The sequence below is a fragment of the Peribacillus sp. N1 genome (genome assembly GCF_054600815.1).
In genome coordinates this window covers 290068-308084 of record NZ_BAAHZO010000004.1, presented here as the reverse complement: position 1 = coordinate 308084, position 18017 = coordinate 290068, and the positions used below count along the sequence as shown (strand labels likewise).

General features: G+C 40.0%; 13 protein-coding genes. 5 read left to right on the top strand and 8 right to left on the bottom strand.

The features are described 5' to 3' along the window. Window positions 1–7 precede the first annotated feature (7 nt). The 6 genes from ACYP5M_RS17325 to ACYP5M_RS17300 all read right to left on the bottom strand — a co-directional run bounded on the left by ACYP5M_RS17325 (window position 8) and on the right by ACYP5M_RS17300 (window position 8877). Window positions 8–3610: a CDP-glycerol glycerophosphotransferase family protein gene (locus ACYP5M_RS17325; protein ID WP_434168490.1), complete on the bottom strand. Its 3603-nt coding sequence runs from the start codon at window positions 3608–3610 to the stop codon at window positions 8–10. Window positions 3611–3766: 156 nt separating this feature from the next. Next, window positions 3767–4654, bottom strand: coding sequence for a UTP--glucose-1-phosphate uridylyltransferase GalU (galU, locus tag ACYP5M_RS17320; RefSeq protein WP_101224801.1), 888 nt, complete (start codon window positions 4652–4654; stop codon window positions 3767–3769). Between the two features lie 267 nt (window positions 4655–4921). Next, on the bottom strand, window positions 4922–6664 hold the full coding sequence (locus ACYP5M_RS17315) for a phospho-sugar mutase (protein ID WP_101224802.1): 1743 nt from the start codon (window positions 6662–6664) through the stop codon (window positions 4922–4924). Between the two features lie 204 nt (window positions 6665–6868). Further along, window positions 6869–7510: an NAD(P)-dependent oxidoreductase gene (locus ACYP5M_RS17310; RefSeq protein WP_260356576.1), complete on the bottom strand. Its 642-nt coding sequence runs from the start codon at window positions 7508–7510 to the stop codon at window positions 6869–6871. Window positions 7511–7774: 264 nt separating this feature from the next. Further along, window positions 7775–8185, bottom strand: coding sequence for a disulfide oxidoreductase (locus tag ACYP5M_RS17305; RefSeq protein ID WP_434168488.1), 411 nt, complete (start codon window positions 8183–8185; stop codon window positions 7775–7777). Window positions 8186–8187: 2 nt separating this feature from the next. Then, the gene (locus tag ACYP5M_RS17300) at window positions 8188–8877 is read right to left on the bottom strand and encodes a DsbA family protein (protein ID WP_230177788.1); all 690 of its coding nucleotides are present in this window, start codon (window positions 8875–8877) and stop codon (window positions 8188–8190) included. Between the two features lie 313 nt (window positions 8878–9190). Here ACYP5M_RS17300 and ACYP5M_RS17295 point away from each other — a divergent pair, with 313 nt between their 5' ends. Next, complete coding sequence (locus ACYP5M_RS17295) at window positions 9191–9625, top strand: Rrf2 family transcriptional regulator (protein WP_434168486.1); 435 nt, start codon at window positions 9191–9193, stop codon at window positions 9623–9625. 43 nt (window positions 9626–9668) lie between these two features. Here the strand turns inward: ACYP5M_RS17295 and ACYP5M_RS17290 are convergent, their stop codons facing one another. Beyond that, the gene (locus ACYP5M_RS17290) at window positions 9669–12530 is read right to left on the bottom strand and encodes an SH3 domain-containing protein (RefSeq protein WP_459735319.1); all 2862 of its coding nucleotides are present in this window, start codon (window positions 12528–12530) and stop codon (window positions 9669–9671) included. A gap of 586 nt (window positions 12531–13116) precedes the next feature. Here ACYP5M_RS17290 and ACYP5M_RS17285 point away from each other — a divergent pair. The 4 genes from ACYP5M_RS17285 (at window position 13117) to ACYP5M_RS17270 (ending at window position 15120) form a co-directional block, all read left to right on the top strand. Beyond that, a complete protein-coding gene (locus tag ACYP5M_RS17285) occupies window positions 13117–13722 on the top strand; it encodes a protein kinase family protein (RefSeq protein WP_101224808.1) in 606 nt (201 codons plus the stop codon). 34 nt (window positions 13723–13756) lie between these two features. Further along, complete coding sequence (locus ACYP5M_RS17280; RefSeq protein ID WP_101224809.1) at window positions 13757–14200, top strand: DUF6376 family protein; 444 nt, start codon at window positions 13757–13759, stop codon at window positions 14198–14200. A gap of 119 nt (window positions 14201–14319) precedes the next feature. Next, window positions 14320–14748 carry an SRPBCC family protein gene (locus tag ACYP5M_RS17275; RefSeq protein WP_101225029.1) on the top strand — a complete coding sequence of 143 codons (429 nt, stop codon included), beginning with the start codon at window positions 14320–14322 and terminating at the stop codon, window positions 14746–14748. Beyond that, window positions 14749–15120 (top strand): ArsR/SmtB family transcription factor, encoded by a 372-nt coding sequence (locus tag ACYP5M_RS17270; RefSeq protein WP_434168484.1) that lies wholly within the window; start codon window positions 14749–14751, stop codon window positions 15118–15120. Window positions 15121–15166: 46 nt separating this feature from the next. Here ACYP5M_RS17270 and ACYP5M_RS17265 read toward each other — a convergent pair whose 3' ends face one another. Next, on the bottom strand, window positions 15167–18016 hold the full coding sequence (locus tag ACYP5M_RS17265; RefSeq protein WP_459735376.1) for a YhgE/Pip family protein: 2850 nt from the start codon (window positions 18014–18016) through the stop codon (window positions 15167–15169). Window position 18017 lies beyond the last annotated feature (1 nt).

The following is an 18017-nucleotide window of genomic DNA, read 5'->3' as shown; positions in this document are numbered from 1 at the left end:
CATCATTTTATAAGCATTTATTGAAGGTTTCCATGGCCAATCCATTATATTGGGTGTAATCAAACTTCGCTAGTTCAGGATTATCATTATTTACCATAGTAGATAAGCCCTTTTCCAGTCCATCTATGCTATTTTCGACAAGTAAACCATATTTACCGTTTTCCAAAACGGTTCGGTTAGCCACTATATCAGTAGCCATGATTTTCATTCCTAAAGTCATTGCTTCCAATAATACCATAGGCTGCCCTTCATAATGTGAGGAAAGAACGAAGCAGTCACATTTTTCCATGAACGAAAATGGATTTTCAAGCTGGCCTAAAAGATGAATGGAATGATTTAAGCCCAGCTCATCAATGATTGCCTGCAAATCTTCCTTTAAAGGTCCTTGTCCTAAAATATACAGTTTACTATTTTTGTTTTTTTCATGAAAGCCTGCGAATGCACGAATCAAATTATCTTGCCCTTTTTCTGGGGATAATCTTCCCATATTGACAAAGTTAAAATCATTTTTATCAGGATATGGAACGAATTGATCATTCACTTCCAATCCATGCACCTCTTGTACGATTAACGCCTGATTATCAATCCAACCAATAGATATCCCGTCCAATAATATATAGGAATAAGTACCAAGTTGAGTAACCGCTTCTTTATCGAATTCCACGATCCGGCCATTAAAGGTTGGTCCATTTTCCAAGACCATGGCATCTTGCAGCCCATAAGGCTTATCCCAAATATGGTAATCGCCTAAGTTAATTTCGGCAGTGCCGCGCACTTCCCGTTCTTTTAACAGGATTGGCTCTTCTATGATTTCGAATGCCCCCGTATTTAACCAGCCTATTCTCTTATTATCGATTTCGAAAAGGTAATAGCCGCCTTTGTTGGTTCTGTTATACTTTACGATTCTGACGATTTGCCCTTCAAAATCGATTGCCTTGCTCACTCTTTTAGCCTTGTAGTTCGGATATGCCTTCGTCCAGATTGTATGGTCTTCCGGGTTAGTTATTTTACCATACTTCTGATTACCGGTGTTTATTTCCTTCAGCGTTCTATTCTCAATCTTATCAATGAACTTTTTATTGTTTTTATAGTTTCTGGATATTATATACTTTCTTTTCATCATGATTTGCAGCTTGTCATTAAAGCTCATATCTTCATTGATTGTACAATGTTCAAGCATGGATAAAGCAGAATTATCTATCCAGCCTATTATCTTGTTTTTTACAGATATTCTGCTATAAATCGAATGCTGGGTTTTTGCTTCCCTATCGACTTTTACAATGATTCCTTTAAAATCATGACTGCCGGAAACTTTGTACGTTCCTTCGACTTTATACGGCAAGGACCAAATATAGTTCGATCGAGGTCTTACTAACCTTGCAATTTTATCCACTTCTTTTTCATAAATGATGCTGTCTGGCAACAGCTCCACAGCTTCTTCACTAATCCAGCCTATTATTTGATTGTCATGACTGAATTTGTAAAATGTCTTTTGATCAGCATGGGCTTTTCTCGAAATGACGATTTCAGCACCTTCAAATCGTTCTTCCAGTGGAAATTGGATTGAATTCGGGATTCCAGGAAGGGTATTCCAAACTTGATTATCCTTGACATCGGTTAATATCGCCCTTGCTTTGAAGTTTTCTGTGATCATTGCCTTTTCATCATGCTCGATAGCTTCAGATTCATTTGACTCGATTTGAAGGATTTTATCCGGGTTGATAGAATTCATTACATAATCAAATTTATCGAAGTCTGCATACTCCAATAGATTCTTTCGGTTTAATTCCATCGTTCCCTTAGAAACACTTACTAGCTTATCAAATCGATTGTATACCGAAAAAATCCCTCTTAGATTGATACGGTGAGGTCTTTTTCCATTAATGATGCGCTCACTATCAGAAAGCAAATCATTGTGCATATAACAAACTTTCTTTTTTGCATCTGCCGCCAGCAGATATTTAGCCCAATAATGACTATAACCGCTAAAATCGATAACAAAATCAAACTTTGTTTTACCGAATAAACGTGCATGCTCCCTAATATAAGCATTTTCCGGGTAAAGCTTCTTCCCTAAGAAACCTCTTTCCCCTCTGTTATGGATGAATTTGTCTTTGTAGACTTCCAAAAATTTATACACAGGCAAGCCAGGTTTGAATAGAAAACGCACATTCTTATTGACCTTGCCCATATTTTTCAAAACCTCGTACGAGTGAGGGGTGGCAGTAAAACAGCTGACATCATATTTATCATAATCAATATTATTCATTAAGTTAAGGAATGAGGATGTAATTCCGTTATCCCTCAATCCGCCCGGATAAATCAATATTTTTTCCTTTGCGGAATCCAGCCCGGTAATTGTATTTAGTTGTTTCGTAGACTTATTGAAAATATTATTGACTATTCTTTCTGTTACTTTTCCATCCTCATGGTTCGTGAATTTCCCCTGCATTTTTTTATATTTATCGGAATATCTCAATTCCACATTTTTAATATCTTTAATGGCTAGTGCCAGTTCTTTTGAGTTAAAAAGCAGCGGTCCCGGAAGTTCGTCATTTTGGAGATATTGTCCCCTTTGCTCTGCATAAACGTCCGTGTCCCATGTGTAAAATAGAATTGGCTTATCGGTAACAAGGTAATCAAAGAATATGCTGGAATAATCCGTGATAAGCAAATCAACTGCAGCAAGCAATTCATTTGTATCCACATAGTCAGGTATTAGCACATCCTTGATTTCCGAATGCTTGGCCGCTTCTTTATATAGAAATGGATGCACCTTAATAAATAGGTTATATTGTTCACCGATTTGACTTTGTAAATAGTTAATATCCGCAATGATTTGAAGAAGATCGTTATCCACTTTGGCAAGGTTCGTCCCCTTCCAAGTCGGGGCATATAAAATATTTTCTTTAGCATCACTGATTTTCAAACCTAGAGTCCTTAGATAATCCTTATACTCACCTGGATTCGTATTCAGCGTCAAATCGATCCTCGGATATCCTTCTTCTATAATTTCACCTTTATACAATCCATTTAACTTATAGCTATGTGTAAATATGTTGGTAGTATGGGCATTAGGGCTCAAAATGAAATCTGCACTCAAAAAGTTCCTGACAACGTTTTGAGAGACCGAAGGATTACCCGGTATATCAAAGCCCATATTCTTAAGGGGCGTTCCATGCCAGGTATTGATGTAAATTTGATCGCTTTTAGGGATGAAGAAAGACTGGAATGTGGAGTTATTGATTAAATACTCACTTGTTGCCAACCATTTTAAATATTCCTTTGAATTACGCTGAACGAATTGAACATTCGGCATATCCTTATACTTTGCCATTACACCTGAGAGGACGCTGAAATCCTGGATGGACCATATGTGCATAAAATCTTGATAGCCTTGATTTTCCAGCATATATTTAAACATCGCGTACGGACTGTCAGTCATACTGTTTCCATCACGACTCTCATATAGAATCGTGTTTTTTTGCACGCTTAATTTCTCATAATACTTTGCATATCTATTTACGCGCTTATGATTTTCCTTTAATAGAAAATTAGCGATAGGTTGTTTAAGGAAATCGACTTTTCTTTTTATTACCTTCTTATTCACTAAATAGGCATCCCCTTTTATGGATTTATATTCACCATTCAAAATTATGTTTGCCTTTCATTAACCAAAAATAACAACTATGAATGATCAATAGTTGGAGATTTTCTAAAGATGATTACTACATTAAATTAAAAGATTATGAATGGCAGTAAGAGTTTATTTGTCCACTGCCTTATGCATTTCGAGGATATTTTCCATTACTTTTATGATGTCGTCTCTTAAATCGGGACGTTGCAGGGCAAATTCAATTGTCGTTTTCACAAAGCCATCGACAACACCGACATCATAGCGTTTTCCTTCAAAATCGTAAGCGAAGACCTTTTGGATTTCATTCAGTTTTTGGATGGCATCCGTTAACTGGATTTCACCGCCGGCCCCTGTTTCCTGCTTGGCCAGGAAATCGAATATTTCCGGAGTCAGTATATATCTTCCCATGATGGCTAGATTGGATGGTGCCGTTCCTTGTTTTGGTTTTTCGACGAAACGGTTCACTTCGTATCTTCTGCCTTCTTGCGTAAGCGGGTCAATGATGCCATATCTATGCGTTTCGCTCTCATTTACCGGCTGCACCCCAATGATGGACGAACCTGTCGCATCATATTCGTTGATTAATTGGCGTAGAGAAGGAACATCGCTTTCAACGATATCATCGCCTAAAAGGACGGCAAATGGCTCATCACCAATAAAGTTACGTGCACACCATACAGCATGTCCGAGGCCTCTCGGTTCTTTTTGCCTAATGTAATGGATATTAGCTAAATTGGATGGGTATCGCACCTTCTCCAATAAATCGAATTTCCCTTTTTCACTCAAGTTATTCTCTAGTTCGTAAGCATTATCAAAATGATCTTCTATTGCTCGTTTATTCTTTCCAGTGACAATGATTATATCTTCGATTCCCGCTTTCACGGCTTCTTCTATAATATATTGTATAGTTGGTTTATCGACTATTGGCAGCATTTCTTTAGGCATAGCCTTCGTTGCGGGCAAGAATCTAGTGCCTAGTCCCGCTGCAGGTATAATGGCCTTTTTAACTTTTTTCATTCTTTGTAACTCCTTCATATTAAGATAAATCTACAAAAAACCCCATTTTTTTCTGAATCATCCTTTTCATAGTAACATAGACTCGTTTTTTGTAAATATCTTAACAGAAAAATTCCTTCTTTTGTAAACGCATCCATAAATTAAACTTCCAAGTAATGCAATAGCCCGCTTTTTTCTTGAAAAAAATAAGGCCTTTACCTGATATTTCAGGAAAAGGCCTTATTTTTCTTATTTATATGACTGATAGGTCCAAGGGCTTAGGATTATTTATTTAGCACTATTGATCATACCATGAATATTTTCCATGAAAGCATTCATGACCTGCTTCAATTTCAACTTGGCTTCTTCCATCGTTTCACTTTGGATCCCAAAATAGAATTTGATTTTAGGTTCTGTACCAGATGGCCGCAAGCATACCCATGTGCCATCCTCAAGGAAGTACTTAATTACATTTGATTTAGGTAAATCAATGACTTCTTCCTTATTTGTGCCCACCGTCAGCTTCACACCGCTTTGATAATCCTCCTGGATCGTTACAGCTTTTCCGGCAATTTGCTTTGGAGGAGCCTCACGGAACTGATTCAGTATCCCTTGAATCTGCCCGGCGCCTTCAATCCCCTTTAAGGTCAATGACTGAAGTCCCTCCAGATAATACCCGTACTTTTCAAAGATGGTAAGCAATCCTTCATATAGATCCATGCCCTGTTTTTTATAGTGGGCACAAACCTCCACCGCAAGAATGGCCGCTTGGATCGCATCTTTATCACGGGCAAAATCCTTGATTAAATAGCCATAACTTTCTTCATAACCGAATAAGAACGTGTGCTTGCCGCTATCCTCATATTCATTGATCTTTTCAGCGATGAATTTAAAACCCGTTAATACATCAACGGTCCCTAAACCATATTCCTTAGCGATTCTGCGCCCAATTTCAGAAGTTACTATCGTTTTTAAGACAACTCCATTGGAAGGTAAAGTGCCTTTCGCTTTCTTTTCTTTTAAAAGATAATCCAATATTAGTGCACCTGTTTGATTACCTGTAAGCACCACATATTCGCCATCTTTATTTTTAACTGCGATACCGAGTCTATCTGCATCCGGATCTGTTGCGATCAAAAGGTCTGCAGATACTTCATTTCCTAATTCAATGGCCATTTCAAAAGCTGCATGCTCTTCCGGGTTCGGGGATTGAACTGTCGAAAAATTGGGATCAGGCAATTCCTGCTCTTTTACAACGTGTACCTTGTCGTATCCCAAATCTTGTAAAGCACGTCTGACAGACTTATTTGCCGTGCCATGAAGCGGTGTGAATACAACTGTCACATCCACTTCTTCACTTAAATCTTTGTTTTCGGGCACAGTAAGCAATTTATCATTATAAGCGGTATCGATTTCCTCTCCGACAATCTCAATGAGGCCTTGCGCTTTCAATGTCTCTTCATCTTTTACCGAAATGGCAAGTTCGTTTTCAATCGCATTCACGAATTCTATCACTACATCAGCCGTTGCCGGAGGAAGCTGTGCACCATCTGGCCCGTACACTTTATAGCCATTATATTCAGGGGGATTATGACTTGCTGTAATAACGATCCCAGCATAGGCATTCAGTTCACGAACGGCAAAGGATAACTCCGGCGTTGGCCTCAACTCATCGAATAGATAAGCCTTGATTCCTTCTGTAGCCAGGGTTTTGGCTGCTTCCAAGGCAAATTCAGGCGATTTAAAACGTGAATCGTAGGCAATCGCGACACCTCTGCGTTTTGCTTCATCACCCATCGATTGCAGATAATGGGCTAATCCCAATGTTGCTTTACGGACTGTATATAGATTCATCCGATTCGTACCTGCCCCAATTTCCCCGCGCATACCGCCTGTGCCGAATTCCAAGTTCTTATAAAACGCATCTTCTATATTCTTTTCATCATCTTGCATCTCGTTAAGTAATGATTTCATTTCATTATCAAGGGCTTCGAAGTTCACCCATGAGTCGTAAGAACATTTCCAATTCATCTTCTAATAGTCCTTCTTTCTTTGTTGGGAATTCTAAATGTTTCTACTAAAATCTAACAATAAAAATTAATAAAAAAAAGCCTCTATAGGACTTTATCGCTATATTATCTGCAAAAAATGAACATCAGTCAATATTTTTGGCAAAAATTTGTTATACATAATAGAAAAAAATGGACGTCACCATAAGGGGCGACGTCCACTTAATTATTCAGCTTCGGCAACAACGGTAAAGCGTTGGTTGATGTGCTTTGGAATTTCAATTTCATCAAGTACTGCAAGGGCAAAATCAGCATAACTTACATAGCTTTCACCCTTTGAATTTACAAGAAGGTTATCTTTCCCCAGTTTATAACCACCTGTTCTATTTCCTTGTGGATCAAAGAAGGCGGAAGGACTGATGAACGTCCATTGGATGCCAGTCGCATTTTGCAGATCTCCAAGGTTCTTGGATTGATTAAAGGCTGTTGCAAAGTATTCTTTAGGGAACTCAGGCGTATCCAGTACACGGATCGTTTTTGCCTCGTCAACGAAAAGGCTTCCAGCTCCGCCAACAACGATCAGTCTAGTTTGAGGCGCCCCTTTCATTGCATCAATCAGGATTTTTCCTGCATCGACATGCAGATGTTCCTTCCCCGGAGCAGCGCCAAAGGCATTCACAACCACATCGAATTCTTTAAGATCCTCTGCTTTCAGATCGAATACGTCTTTTTCCAGTACGGATGATCCTTGGATTTGGACTTTGGCTTCATCCCTTACAATAGCCGTAACTTCATGTCCCCTAGTCAATGCTTCGTTTAAAATCAGACTTCCAGCTTTTCCGCTCGCACCAATAATAGCGATTTTCATATTAAATTCCTCCTATATATTGTTATAGAAACTTTAATTGTAACTAAATTGATTACATGTAATAATATAAGTTACAGGTTGCATCTTGTCAACATTTTTATTTTGGGGAGTTTCGGAGATATATTGGAGTTTTCGTCGATATATTGCAAGTTTCGGAGATATATCCAGTTTTTAGCTGATATAATTCAATTTTCGATGATATAACCGGATTTTCGTCGATATATATAAAAAAAGCACCATTCCTTTTAGAATGGTGCGCTTAAATTACATGCTTTTTTTCTTTTTCATTAGCAGTGCCATGCAGATTGTGATGAGCGTAAAAGCGATAAAGGCCAAAAACGGGATCGTGATGAATCCTAGCCAATTTATATACTCACCTGAGCAGGGAACACCGCTTTGGCACATTTCGAAATGCTGTAGTGCTGGAATTTTTTGCAGACTATAGTGATACCCTGACACCACCATGCCCAAAATCGATAATGGGAGGATGTATCGATAGATTTTCAGGTCCTGTTCATAAAAGGCCCGGCCCAATAAGATAACGAGCGGGTACATCAGAATCCTTTGATACCAACAAAAGGTGCAGGGTACATAATGGAGAATCTCACTAAAGTAGAGACTTCCGGCAGTGGCGATGATGGATAGGATCCAAGAAAATAATAGTGGCTTGTTCATCACTATTTCTCCTTCGCTGCATCATCAACCATTTTCACTAAATCATCGATTGTATTTCCTTCAAATTTCTTGCCATTGACAAATAAGGAAGGAGTTCCAGTAACGCCCAATTCGTCGGCCATCTCCATATCCTTGTTCCATCGGTCCTCGGACTTTTCGGCTTTAAAAGAGGTAACGACCTTTTTCACATCTTTGTCATTTGCAATTTCTTTCAATGTTTCTTCTAAGAACTTGTCCGTAAACACATCTTCCTTTTCATATTTCAGGTCAGCTGGCTGTTTATCGAACAAAAGTTCATGAAATTTCCAAAAGGTCTCATTTCCTAATTCCTGATAAACACTTTCCGCGAATTTAGCGGATCTGGTTGAATCGACGTTAATGAACGAATAATTCATGAAATAAAATTGCGCTTTTCCTGTATCAATCAATTCACTTTGTATAGAAGGAAAGAATTGCTCCTCGAATGTCTTACAGACTGGACATTTATAATCCCCAAATTCCACAATTTGCACAGGAGCCGATTTCTCTCCCAAATAAGGCTGTGCTTTATAATCGATTTCATTAACGGCAGTATCTTCGTCCTTCCCATTTGCCAAAAATATAAAGCCAATAATGATTACAGCGATTAACCCGATGATCCAAAACGTGAATGCAGAAGATTGTTTTTGATTACCCTTTTTTTTATTAGCCATCATATACCTCCATCACTTGTAGTTGTGTCATATTCATTATCCAGCCATAGCGGCAGATTTCAAGTTCCCCCTTCCTGCACCTTTCACCTGTAACTGATTCATTTACACGTTATAATATAAGTTTCACCATGCTGGTTTGTCAATTACACATACCTTTTATTTTTGCCTTTGCAGAAACGGCGTGACTTGACAAGGAAACGGTTAATGGATAAATATTATTCTTGCAGGCCATTATAACTTGTAACCACTTGAATTACATGTTAAATAATTTATACTATATAAGAATAGAGATTTTAAAGGAGAGAAAAAAGAGATGTCCATCAGTACCCGCTTTTCCGTAGGAATCCATATATTATCTCTTTTAGAAATAAACAAAGAAGGCGTTAACACTTCTGATTTTATAGCAAAAAGTGTAAACACCAACCCAGCCTTAATCAGAAAAATCACCGGCATGCTGAAGAATGCTGGTTTAGTGAATGTTCGGCCGGGTATCGCCGGAGCGACGTTGGCCAAGGAATTATCGGATATCACTTTGCTCGATGTTTATCAAGCTGTCAACGTTGTCTCCGATAAAGAATTATTTGGAATCCATGAAAATCCTAATCCAGCATGCACTGTTGGAAGAAATATACAAGATGCAATAGAGCCTATCTTTTCAGTTGCTGAACTTGCCTTGGAAAAGGCATTGGGAGTGGTGACGATCGAGGATGTCGTCAAGGGTATTCTGGAAAAGGATAAAACTAATTAGCAAAAAAACACATGAGTCGGACTCATGTGTTTTTTCCTGCTTTCTATTTATACTTAGGAACTTCAATCGTCAATTTATAGGAATCTAGTAAACTATACAAATTATAAATCTGTTTCACTTGTTTTGTTGCCCAGCCAATATCAGTGGCATACTGGTGTGAAGCATATCCATATTTCTCTGCAGCTGTAGGATTCCATCTCATTTTGTAAAGCGTGTCCTGTCCAGCGGAGATATATCCTTTGGCGATGAATTCGGCACCGCCGATGATGGCCGCTTCTGGAGTGAACCAGCCTGCATTATAGGCGTATTGAGCGCCGCTGCTTAGTGCCGTTCCGTCAAATGCTCCCACTCCATACATATTATAGACCGTTTTCCCGTTCACCTTTACGCCAGTCGCTAACGGTGATGTGCCATTCCCGGTCTCCAGCAAAGCATGTGATATCAGGTAGATTTCATTGACCCCATATTTTTCACCTGCCGCAGTGAAGGTTGCAGCTTGGCCTTGTAAAATCCCTTTGCCTGAAAGGATTCGATTATTCACTTCTGAAACGTTCATGTTGGTGACTTGGGAAAGCTTGACGAATTGGAATGAATTGACTGGATCATTCACAAAGTTATTTGGGTTAAGATTATATTCTATATCTTCCGGACTGGCATTTACCCATGTCTTGTTATAGTCCACCTCATACCAATAGTACCCATCAGAGTCCTTTACTTTCGATTTAATATTCAATGATTGATTATTGCTGACAGGACCGACTACCCAATAATTAGAACCAGCCCCGCCCCTGACACGCCATCCGGTTCCTTTTACCGTACCTTTGGATGAACTGATCAAAGTTAATCCATCTTCACGTATGTAGGTTTTATACTTTTTATCCGTTTGACCATTTACGCCCATTTGAATTTCAACCATCTTTTCCATCGTAAGGTTATACTCTTTATCAATCCTGATTATCGATCCATTCGAACTACCCGGACCTTCCGGTGCTTTGGCCGTTAAATATTGCGTACTGACATACCCGGTTTTTCCATTGGCCGTGACTCTTGACCAGCCATTGGACTCTGAATAAACCGTTACGGCCGTATTGTTTACAAGCTTGGCTATAATTGAAGCCGTAGCTGATGCAGCAGACCGCATATTCAGACTGGAGCCATCATTCACATTTACATATTTAACTGACGTGTTTCCTTCTTCGTCTGGATTCAACCCCGGTAAAGGACCAGGCTTAGTTGCTGATAGATATTGCGTATTGACATAGCCCTCTCCGCCATACGCTTTAATTTTTGACCAGCCATTTGATTCCGAGATGACATCTACCTCTACACCTCTTGCCAATTTCACAATGACGGAAGCACTTTCTGATGGCTTATTCCGCATATTCAGTGAACCCGTGCTGACATTTACATATTTCGTTGTCGTTTTTTCAGGTATGGATGGTTTGGATTCCGTTCCAGGTTTTGTCGTCGAAAGATAGTTAGTACTGACATACCCATCCTTCCCATTTGCCTTGATTTTCGCCCAACCTTTGGATTCCGAATACACCGTCACTTCAGTTCCTCTTGAGAGCTTTGCGACAATGCTCGCACTTTCCGAACCGCTTTTTCTCATATTGAGTGTTCCAGAGCTTACGTTTACATATTTCGTCGTCGTTTTTTCAGGTGTTACGGTCGTACCTGGTTTTGTTGTCGATAGATATTTGGCACTGACATGGCCGTCTTTTCCATTGGCTTTGACTTTGGCCCAACCTTTGGATTCCGAATATACCGTCACTTTCGTTCCTTTTGAAAGCCTCGCGACTAAGCTGGCGCTTTCCGAACCGCTTTTTCTCATATTGAGCGTTCCAGAGGTTACGTTTACATATTTTGTCGTCGTTTTTTCAGGTGTGACGGCCGTTGATCCCGATCCTGGCTTTGCAGCAGATAGATATTTGGTATTGACATATCCGTCCTTTCCATTGGCTTTGACTTTCGCCCAGCCATTGGATTCCGAATATACCGTCACTTTCGTTCCTTTTGAAAGTATTGCGACTATGCTTGCGGTAGCTTTTCCACTTTTCCGCATATTAAGTGAGCCCGTGCTCACATTCACATATTTCGTTGTCGTTTTAACCGTTGCCGCAGCTTTGGTTACCGTTCCGGGCTTCGTTGCCGATAGATACTTGGTACTGACATATCCTTCTTTTCCATTGGCTTTGATTTTCGCCCAGTCTTTCGATTCCGAATACACCGTTACCTGTGTTCCTCTTGTCAGCTTCGCGACCAGGCCGGCACTATCCCTACCGCTTTTTCGCATATTAAGTGAACCTGTGCTCACATTCACATATTTCGTTGTCGTTTTAACGGTTGCCGCAGCTTTGGTTACCGTTCCAGGCTTCGTTGTCGATAGATACTTGGCACTGACATAACCTTCTTTTCCATTGGCTTTGATCTTCGCCCAGCCTTTGGATTCCGAATACACCGTCACCTGTGTGCCCCTTGTCAGCTTCGTGATTATCCTGGCACTATCACTGCCGCTTTTTCGCATATTTAGTGAACCTGTGCTCACATTCACATACTTCGATGTCGTTTTAATGGTTATTGCAGTTTTCGATAAAGTCTCCGGCTTTTTTGCCGATAAATACTTGGTACTGACATATCCTTCTTTCCCATTGGCTTTGATCTTCGCCCAGCCTTTCGATTCCGCATACACCGTTACCTGTGTGCCATTTGCCAGCTTTGCAACTATGCTTGCACCTTCCGCCCCGATTTTTCTCATATTGAGCGATCCGGAATTTACCTGTACAAACATGACGTCTTCAATATTGGCCTGTTCCGCATGTAGTGGAGCTGCAGATATTTTTTCTTCGAAAGCAACTGTCGACAACACTGCAAAACAGAAAGTTGGTATAATTAATTTCTTCATCTCATTCTCCCTACTAAAGAATTATTTTTTTAACATTTATTTAAATATCGGTTAAAATTAGTATAATAATATAGGTAAATATGCTTATTCATTTAAAATATATCATATTCCTTTAGATCTACAGGGAGATAAACTGGATTGTAACATAATAGTAAACTATTAGACATTTAAGTAATTTAATAGAAATATTCGCAACGAAACTTACGCGACAGGCAAATGATGGATATAAAGTATATTGATATAATTACTAATCACTCAAATAAATAAGGATGAGACGAGCATCTTTCTGCCTAAATCGAATATATATATAGGGTAAGCATCGATCTTATATTTGACGGATCGATGCAATAACCTATATAATTACTGTATATAACTTATAAGAATCCTTCTGTTAAGGGGAGTAGCTATTCAATAAAGTCGTCAGTACAGGATTGAATCCTCGGCTTTATTGGCAACTGATTTTAGTTGTTTGCAAGACCTTGCCGATTATTTGGTGAGGTCTTTTAATTTTTAAAAGACGGTATAACCACTAATCGGTTATACCGTCTTTTTTGATTCGAAAAATCGCACAATAGAGGTGAAAAGTATGCAGAACTATAATGAATTAGCTCAAAGCGTTAAGATTTCCGATGATAAAAAGCATATATTGCTTGATGCCGACCCATCTTTATCACTGATCGGAAAAGGCCGAAGCGCATATGTATTCCGAATACATTCCACCAATAAGGCACTAAAAGTGTTTTTCCCGGATCATACACACACAGCTAAAGTTGAAGCTGAAATATACAAAACCGTCCAATCCATCGAATACTATCCAACCCTATATGATGCGGGGGTAAATTACCTGGTTATAGATCACATTGAAGGCAATACTCTTTTTGAATGTTTAACATTGGGAATCCCGATAACGGAAGAAAACATTGCGGAGATAGACCATGCCCTGCAATTGGCAAGGAAAGAAGGATTGAATCCTTCGGATATCCATTTACGAAACATCTTCATCACTTCTGAAAAAAAGGTGAAGATCATTGACGTTGCAAGGTTTAAGCAAGTGAAATCCTGCAATCAGTGGCACGACTTGAAAAGTGCATTTCACCTTTTCTATTCGAAGTCATTTTTTCCAAAGAAGATCCCCAGCTTCATACTGAATTCCATTGCAGCGATTTATAAAAAGAGATTTCTGCCCATCTGATCCTTACTATAAAAAAATCACATTGGAGGCACATATGAAAAAAATAATGACCATTGCCCTACTGTCCATCCTTACATTAAGCGGATGCTCAGCTTTAGAAGAAGTCAATTCATCATTGGAGTATGCAGATAATGCGACGGAATATGTAAATACCGTTAAGGATTTTTCCAATGAGGTGCCCGCATTGTCACAGGACGCCGTCACGAATGACGAAGCAAGAGCAAATCTTGAAAAAGAATTGGAATTGATGAAAACGGAGATTGAAGAATTCAATGCAACCGAACCACCAAAAATAGCTGAAGGCATCCATGAAAAGATCGTCAGCTCAAATCAACAGCTTTCAGATGGCATTGAATTATATCTGAATAATATTGAGAATGGCCAAATTGATCCTAAAGCATTGGAAGATTCAGAGATAATGAAATCAATCGATAATATAACAGGATTGGCAAAACAAATTGAAGAGTTGGGAAATTAAACATTCTTCAATGAATAAAAAGAGATCGCTTGAAACAAATTATTGACATGAAACCAAAAGGTTTTATATAATCGACAAAGCAAAACCAATTGGTTTCATATTTTCACTTAAAAAGGAGAATCAGTATGGAAAATACATTACAGGATATCAAGAAGACGATTATTCTTGAAGCACCTATCCAAAAAGTTTGGGATACAGTTTCAACTGCAGAGGGCATAGCTTCATGGTTCATGCCAAATGATTTTCAACCAAAAGTGGGACATGAATTCCATATGCAATCACCCTTCGGTCCATCTCCTTGTAAGGTAATGGAGTTAGATGCCCCTTATCGCCTTTCATTCAGTTGGGATACGGACGGTTGGTTCATTTCATTCATTTTAAAAGAACTGGACGGCAAAACGGAGTTCACCCTTATTCATGGCGGTTGGAAAGAGCCTGAAACGATTCTTCCGAAACCGAACGAAAAAAGCTCAGTAATTCGCGATAGAATGAATCATGGCTGGGAACAGATCGTTAATCAAAAACTTAAAAAGGTTGTTGAGGGCTAAGTGTCTGCAACAGAAAAACATGATGTATTTCAGGCTATCGCCGACCCGACCCGCCGAAAGGTCCTGCAGTTGCTTGCTGAAGGGGATTTACCCATTTCAGAAATCACTTCTCACTTTTCCATGAGCCGTACGGCGATTGCCAAGCATCTTCATATCCTTTCTGAAGCTGAATTGGTCAGTGGCCGGAAGGTAGGAAGAGAGAAACGCTTTCGACTTCAGCCAGAACCTTTAGCAGAATTGAAACAGTGGCTTTCATTTTACGATCAATTCTGGGATAACAAATTATCCATCCTTAAACATGTGATTGAAAATTCAGGGGAAAATGGATTGAAAGTCATCGAAAAAGAAAAGGAAAAGGATAAACCATCATAATGAAGAAAACCCCCGGCGCATTGCACTGGGGGTTTTCTTCATTTGTTTATGCATCCATCTCAATATTGTGTACTTTGCGCTTCTTGATGACCATCGTCAGCAATAGCAGCAGATTAAAGACAATGATGCATCCAGTAAGGAACACTATACTAGTTGTCAATGCATCCGCTCCAAGGCTCGTACTCATCGCCTGACGGAAGCCCATGACAGAGTATGTCATCGGTATGAACGGGTGAACATGACTGAAGAAGTTATTGGTCAGTTCCACAGGGAACATCCCTCCGCTTGCACCTAGCTGTAGTACAAGGAATATCATCGCCAATAAACGACCTGGATTTCCAAACCCTACGGTCAAGAAGGTAACGATGAACATGAAGGTAAGGGAAGTCAGTATGGAAACCCCAATGAATTGCCCCATATTCTCGACCTGTAAATCCATTCCCCAAATCATGATCGCATCCAACACTAATGCAGAAAGCGTCGCTTGGATGAATAGGACCGTAAATTTACTGAACCACCATGCAAATCCTGATGTAGGCCTAGTAGAAGGCAAGCCTGTCGGGAATCCCATATTGAAGGCAATAGCTCCAACAAATAACCCAAGAGACAATACATAAGGAGCCAGTGCATGACCATAATTCGGCACGTCACTGCTTTTTTGTTCTTTAACCTGTGTCGGTTCAGCAATCATGCTGTAATTATCATCGGTTGTTTTATTTTCACTTATTTCTTCTGCACCATCACTGAGTTTTTCCGAAAGCTCGACCGTTCCATCTTTAAGTGAGGAGATTCCATCACCCAATTTACCGGAACCTTCAGCAAGTGCTGATGAACCTTCATTGATCTTACCTGCGCCATCAGCAAGCTGGATGACTCCATTGCTCAAAGTAGGCAGATTGCTTGCCAATTGTTCAGTGCCTTTAACAAGTGCTGACGAGCCCTCGTTCAATGCCGCTGAGTTGGCATCCAGTTGATTGGCCCCATTAGCAAGTTTGCTTGCCCCTTCGCCAACTTGGCTAACACCAAATGCGTACTTCTCAAGACCACTTCCAAAGGAGGATGACCCTACTTGCAGTTGTGAAACTCCATCAACCAATTGACCAGATCCCTCAGTTAGTTTTGAAAGGCCATTATTTAACGAGGAACCGCCTTGAGCTAACTGGTTGATCCCCTTCACTAATTCTGGTGTCTGTTCATTTAAACTTTGTGTTGCCGCCGTTAATTGATTGCTTCCTTCAACAGCTTCATTCATGCCGCCATTTAATTGGGTCGCACCAGGAATCAATTGTTCTTCCAGCGCATTCCTTATTGCCGTATATCCGCTTAACGCAGAAACGGCGTTTGGATTGACTTTATTCACCGCATTATTTAAATTGGCCACTTGTTCCGGAAGCTGGCCCAATCCATTCAATACAGGCATTACTTTATCCTTTAATTGCGTTGATAAGTCGGATACACTTGCAGCAAGAGTCGCTGCGATTTGTTTTTGTGCTTCCGCCTGGCTTTGAAGTTCATTTTGAACCGCTCCGATTAATTCGGATTGTTGCTCACTGGTCATGCTTTTGAAGGCTTCCGTGTTTTGAACGGCATTGATCGTGCTCTGGCCATTATTTGCAATCGTTGATTGAAGTTCCGTCAACGCCGCTTGACTGTTATTGAGGTCTTCGGTAATGCGGGATACGGTACCGGACGCGCTACTTCCTGCGGGAACCGCTTCTTGCAATTGATTAACACCACTTTGAATGCTTGTCAGTCCTTGCTTAAGCTGATTCAGCTGTTCTTCTGCGGGTAATTGGCCATCCATTTTTTTCAGGCCGTCATTTAACGCCTGGCCTCCTTCTGCCAGTTTATTGATTCCCTCATTTAAACTCTGCTGACCTGCTGCCAATTTTGGAATTCCAGTCGATTGGTCTGTCAGCTGGCTTGCATTTTGTGATAATTGATTCAACCCATCATTCAAATTCGCACTGCCTGTTTGCGCTTGTGCCAATCCAGTATTTAAAGTTTGCGCTCCTGGAACCACTTTGGCCAGCCCAGTGGACAGTTGGGAAGAACCTTGTATAAGTGCTTCACTATTATTAGTTAATTCCCCTGTGCCTGATGCGAGTTCGTCCGCACCCTTTTGCAACTCACCGACACCGGAAGTGTATTGTGAAATTCCCTTATTTAATTCCGACGCGCCACTTTCAAGCTTATTGGCTCCTTCCAAAAACTCGCCAACGCCAACTTGAAGTTTATTCGCTCCATCTTTAAAGGTTAATGTGCTGGAAGCTAATTTATTCAGATTTTCTGTCACTTCTTTGTTTCCATCATGCAGTTTTTCAGCACCATCATCCAGTTTTGATGCCCCATCTGCTGCATCGCCGAATCCTTCTCCGATTTCATCCAGTTGTGAGAAGATCGCTTCCGCATATTCTTTTGTGACACTTTCGGCAATTTCCGTTTTCAAATTATTCGTTGCCTGTTTTCCGACCGTTTCAGAAACGAAACTGCGTCCAGGATTCACGTCATACGTTAAATTCATTTTTTTGGGCTTATCATCCATGACGGTTGAAGCATTTTTTGAAAAGTCTTCCGGAATGGTAACGACCATATAATATGTACCATCATCGAATCCTTTTTTCGCCGCTTTTTCCGTTACGAAATGCCATTCCAAATCATCATTGTCCTTTAATTGCTCGATTAGCTCATTACCGACTGTTAAGGTTTTCCCCTCATATTCCGCCTTCACATCCTTATTCACGACCGCAACAGGTAATTTGCCTGTATTCCCGTATGGATTCCAGGCAGAACTAAGGAATAACCCCCCATAAATAATCGGAACGAACAGTAAAACGATTGCCACACCGACCAGTTTTCGATTTGTAAGGAAAAGCTTCCATTCTTGTTTAAGCATG

What these genes read in the sequence shown, in the direction of transcription:
- ACYP5M_RS17265 (WP_459735376.1), bottom strand. Translation starts at nt 18,016, where the DNA reads ATGCTTAAACAAGAATGGAAGCTTTTCCTTACAAATCGAAAACTGGTC.
- ACYP5M_RS17315 (WP_101224802.1), bottom strand. Translation starts at nt 6,664, where the DNA reads ATGAATTGGAAATGTTCTTACGACTCATGGGTGAACTTCGAAGCCCTT.
- ACYP5M_RS17310 (WP_260356576.1), bottom strand. Translation starts at nt 7,510, where the DNA reads ATGAAAATCGCTATTATTGGTGCGAGCGGAAAAGCTGGAAGTCTGATT.
- ACYP5M_RS17280 (WP_101224809.1), top strand. Translation starts at nt 13,757, where the DNA reads ATGAAAAAAATAATGACCATTGCCCTACTGTCCATCCTTACATTAAGC.
- ACYP5M_RS17285 (WP_101224808.1), top strand. Translation starts at nt 13,117, where the DNA reads ATGCAGAACTATAATGAATTAGCTCAAAGCGTTAAGATTTCCGATGAT.
- ACYP5M_RS17295 (WP_434168486.1), top strand. Translation starts at nt 9,191, where the DNA reads ATGTCCATCAGTACCCGCTTTTCCGTAGGAATCCATATATTATCTCTT.
- ACYP5M_RS17290 (WP_459735319.1), bottom strand. Translation starts at nt 12,530, where the DNA reads ATGAAGAAATTAATTATACCAACTTTCTGTTTTGCAGTGTTGTCGACA.
- ACYP5M_RS17300 (WP_230177788.1), bottom strand. Translation starts at nt 8,877, where the DNA reads ATGGCTAATAAAAAAAAGGGTAATCAAAAACAATCTTCTGCATTCACG.
- galU (WP_101224801.1), bottom strand. Translation starts at nt 4,654, where the DNA reads ATGAAAAAAGTTAAAAAGGCCATTATACCTGCAGCGGGACTAGGCACT.
- ACYP5M_RS17305 (WP_434168488.1), bottom strand. Translation starts at nt 8,185, where the DNA reads ATGAACAAGCCACTATTATTTTCTTGGATCCTATCCATCATCGCCACT.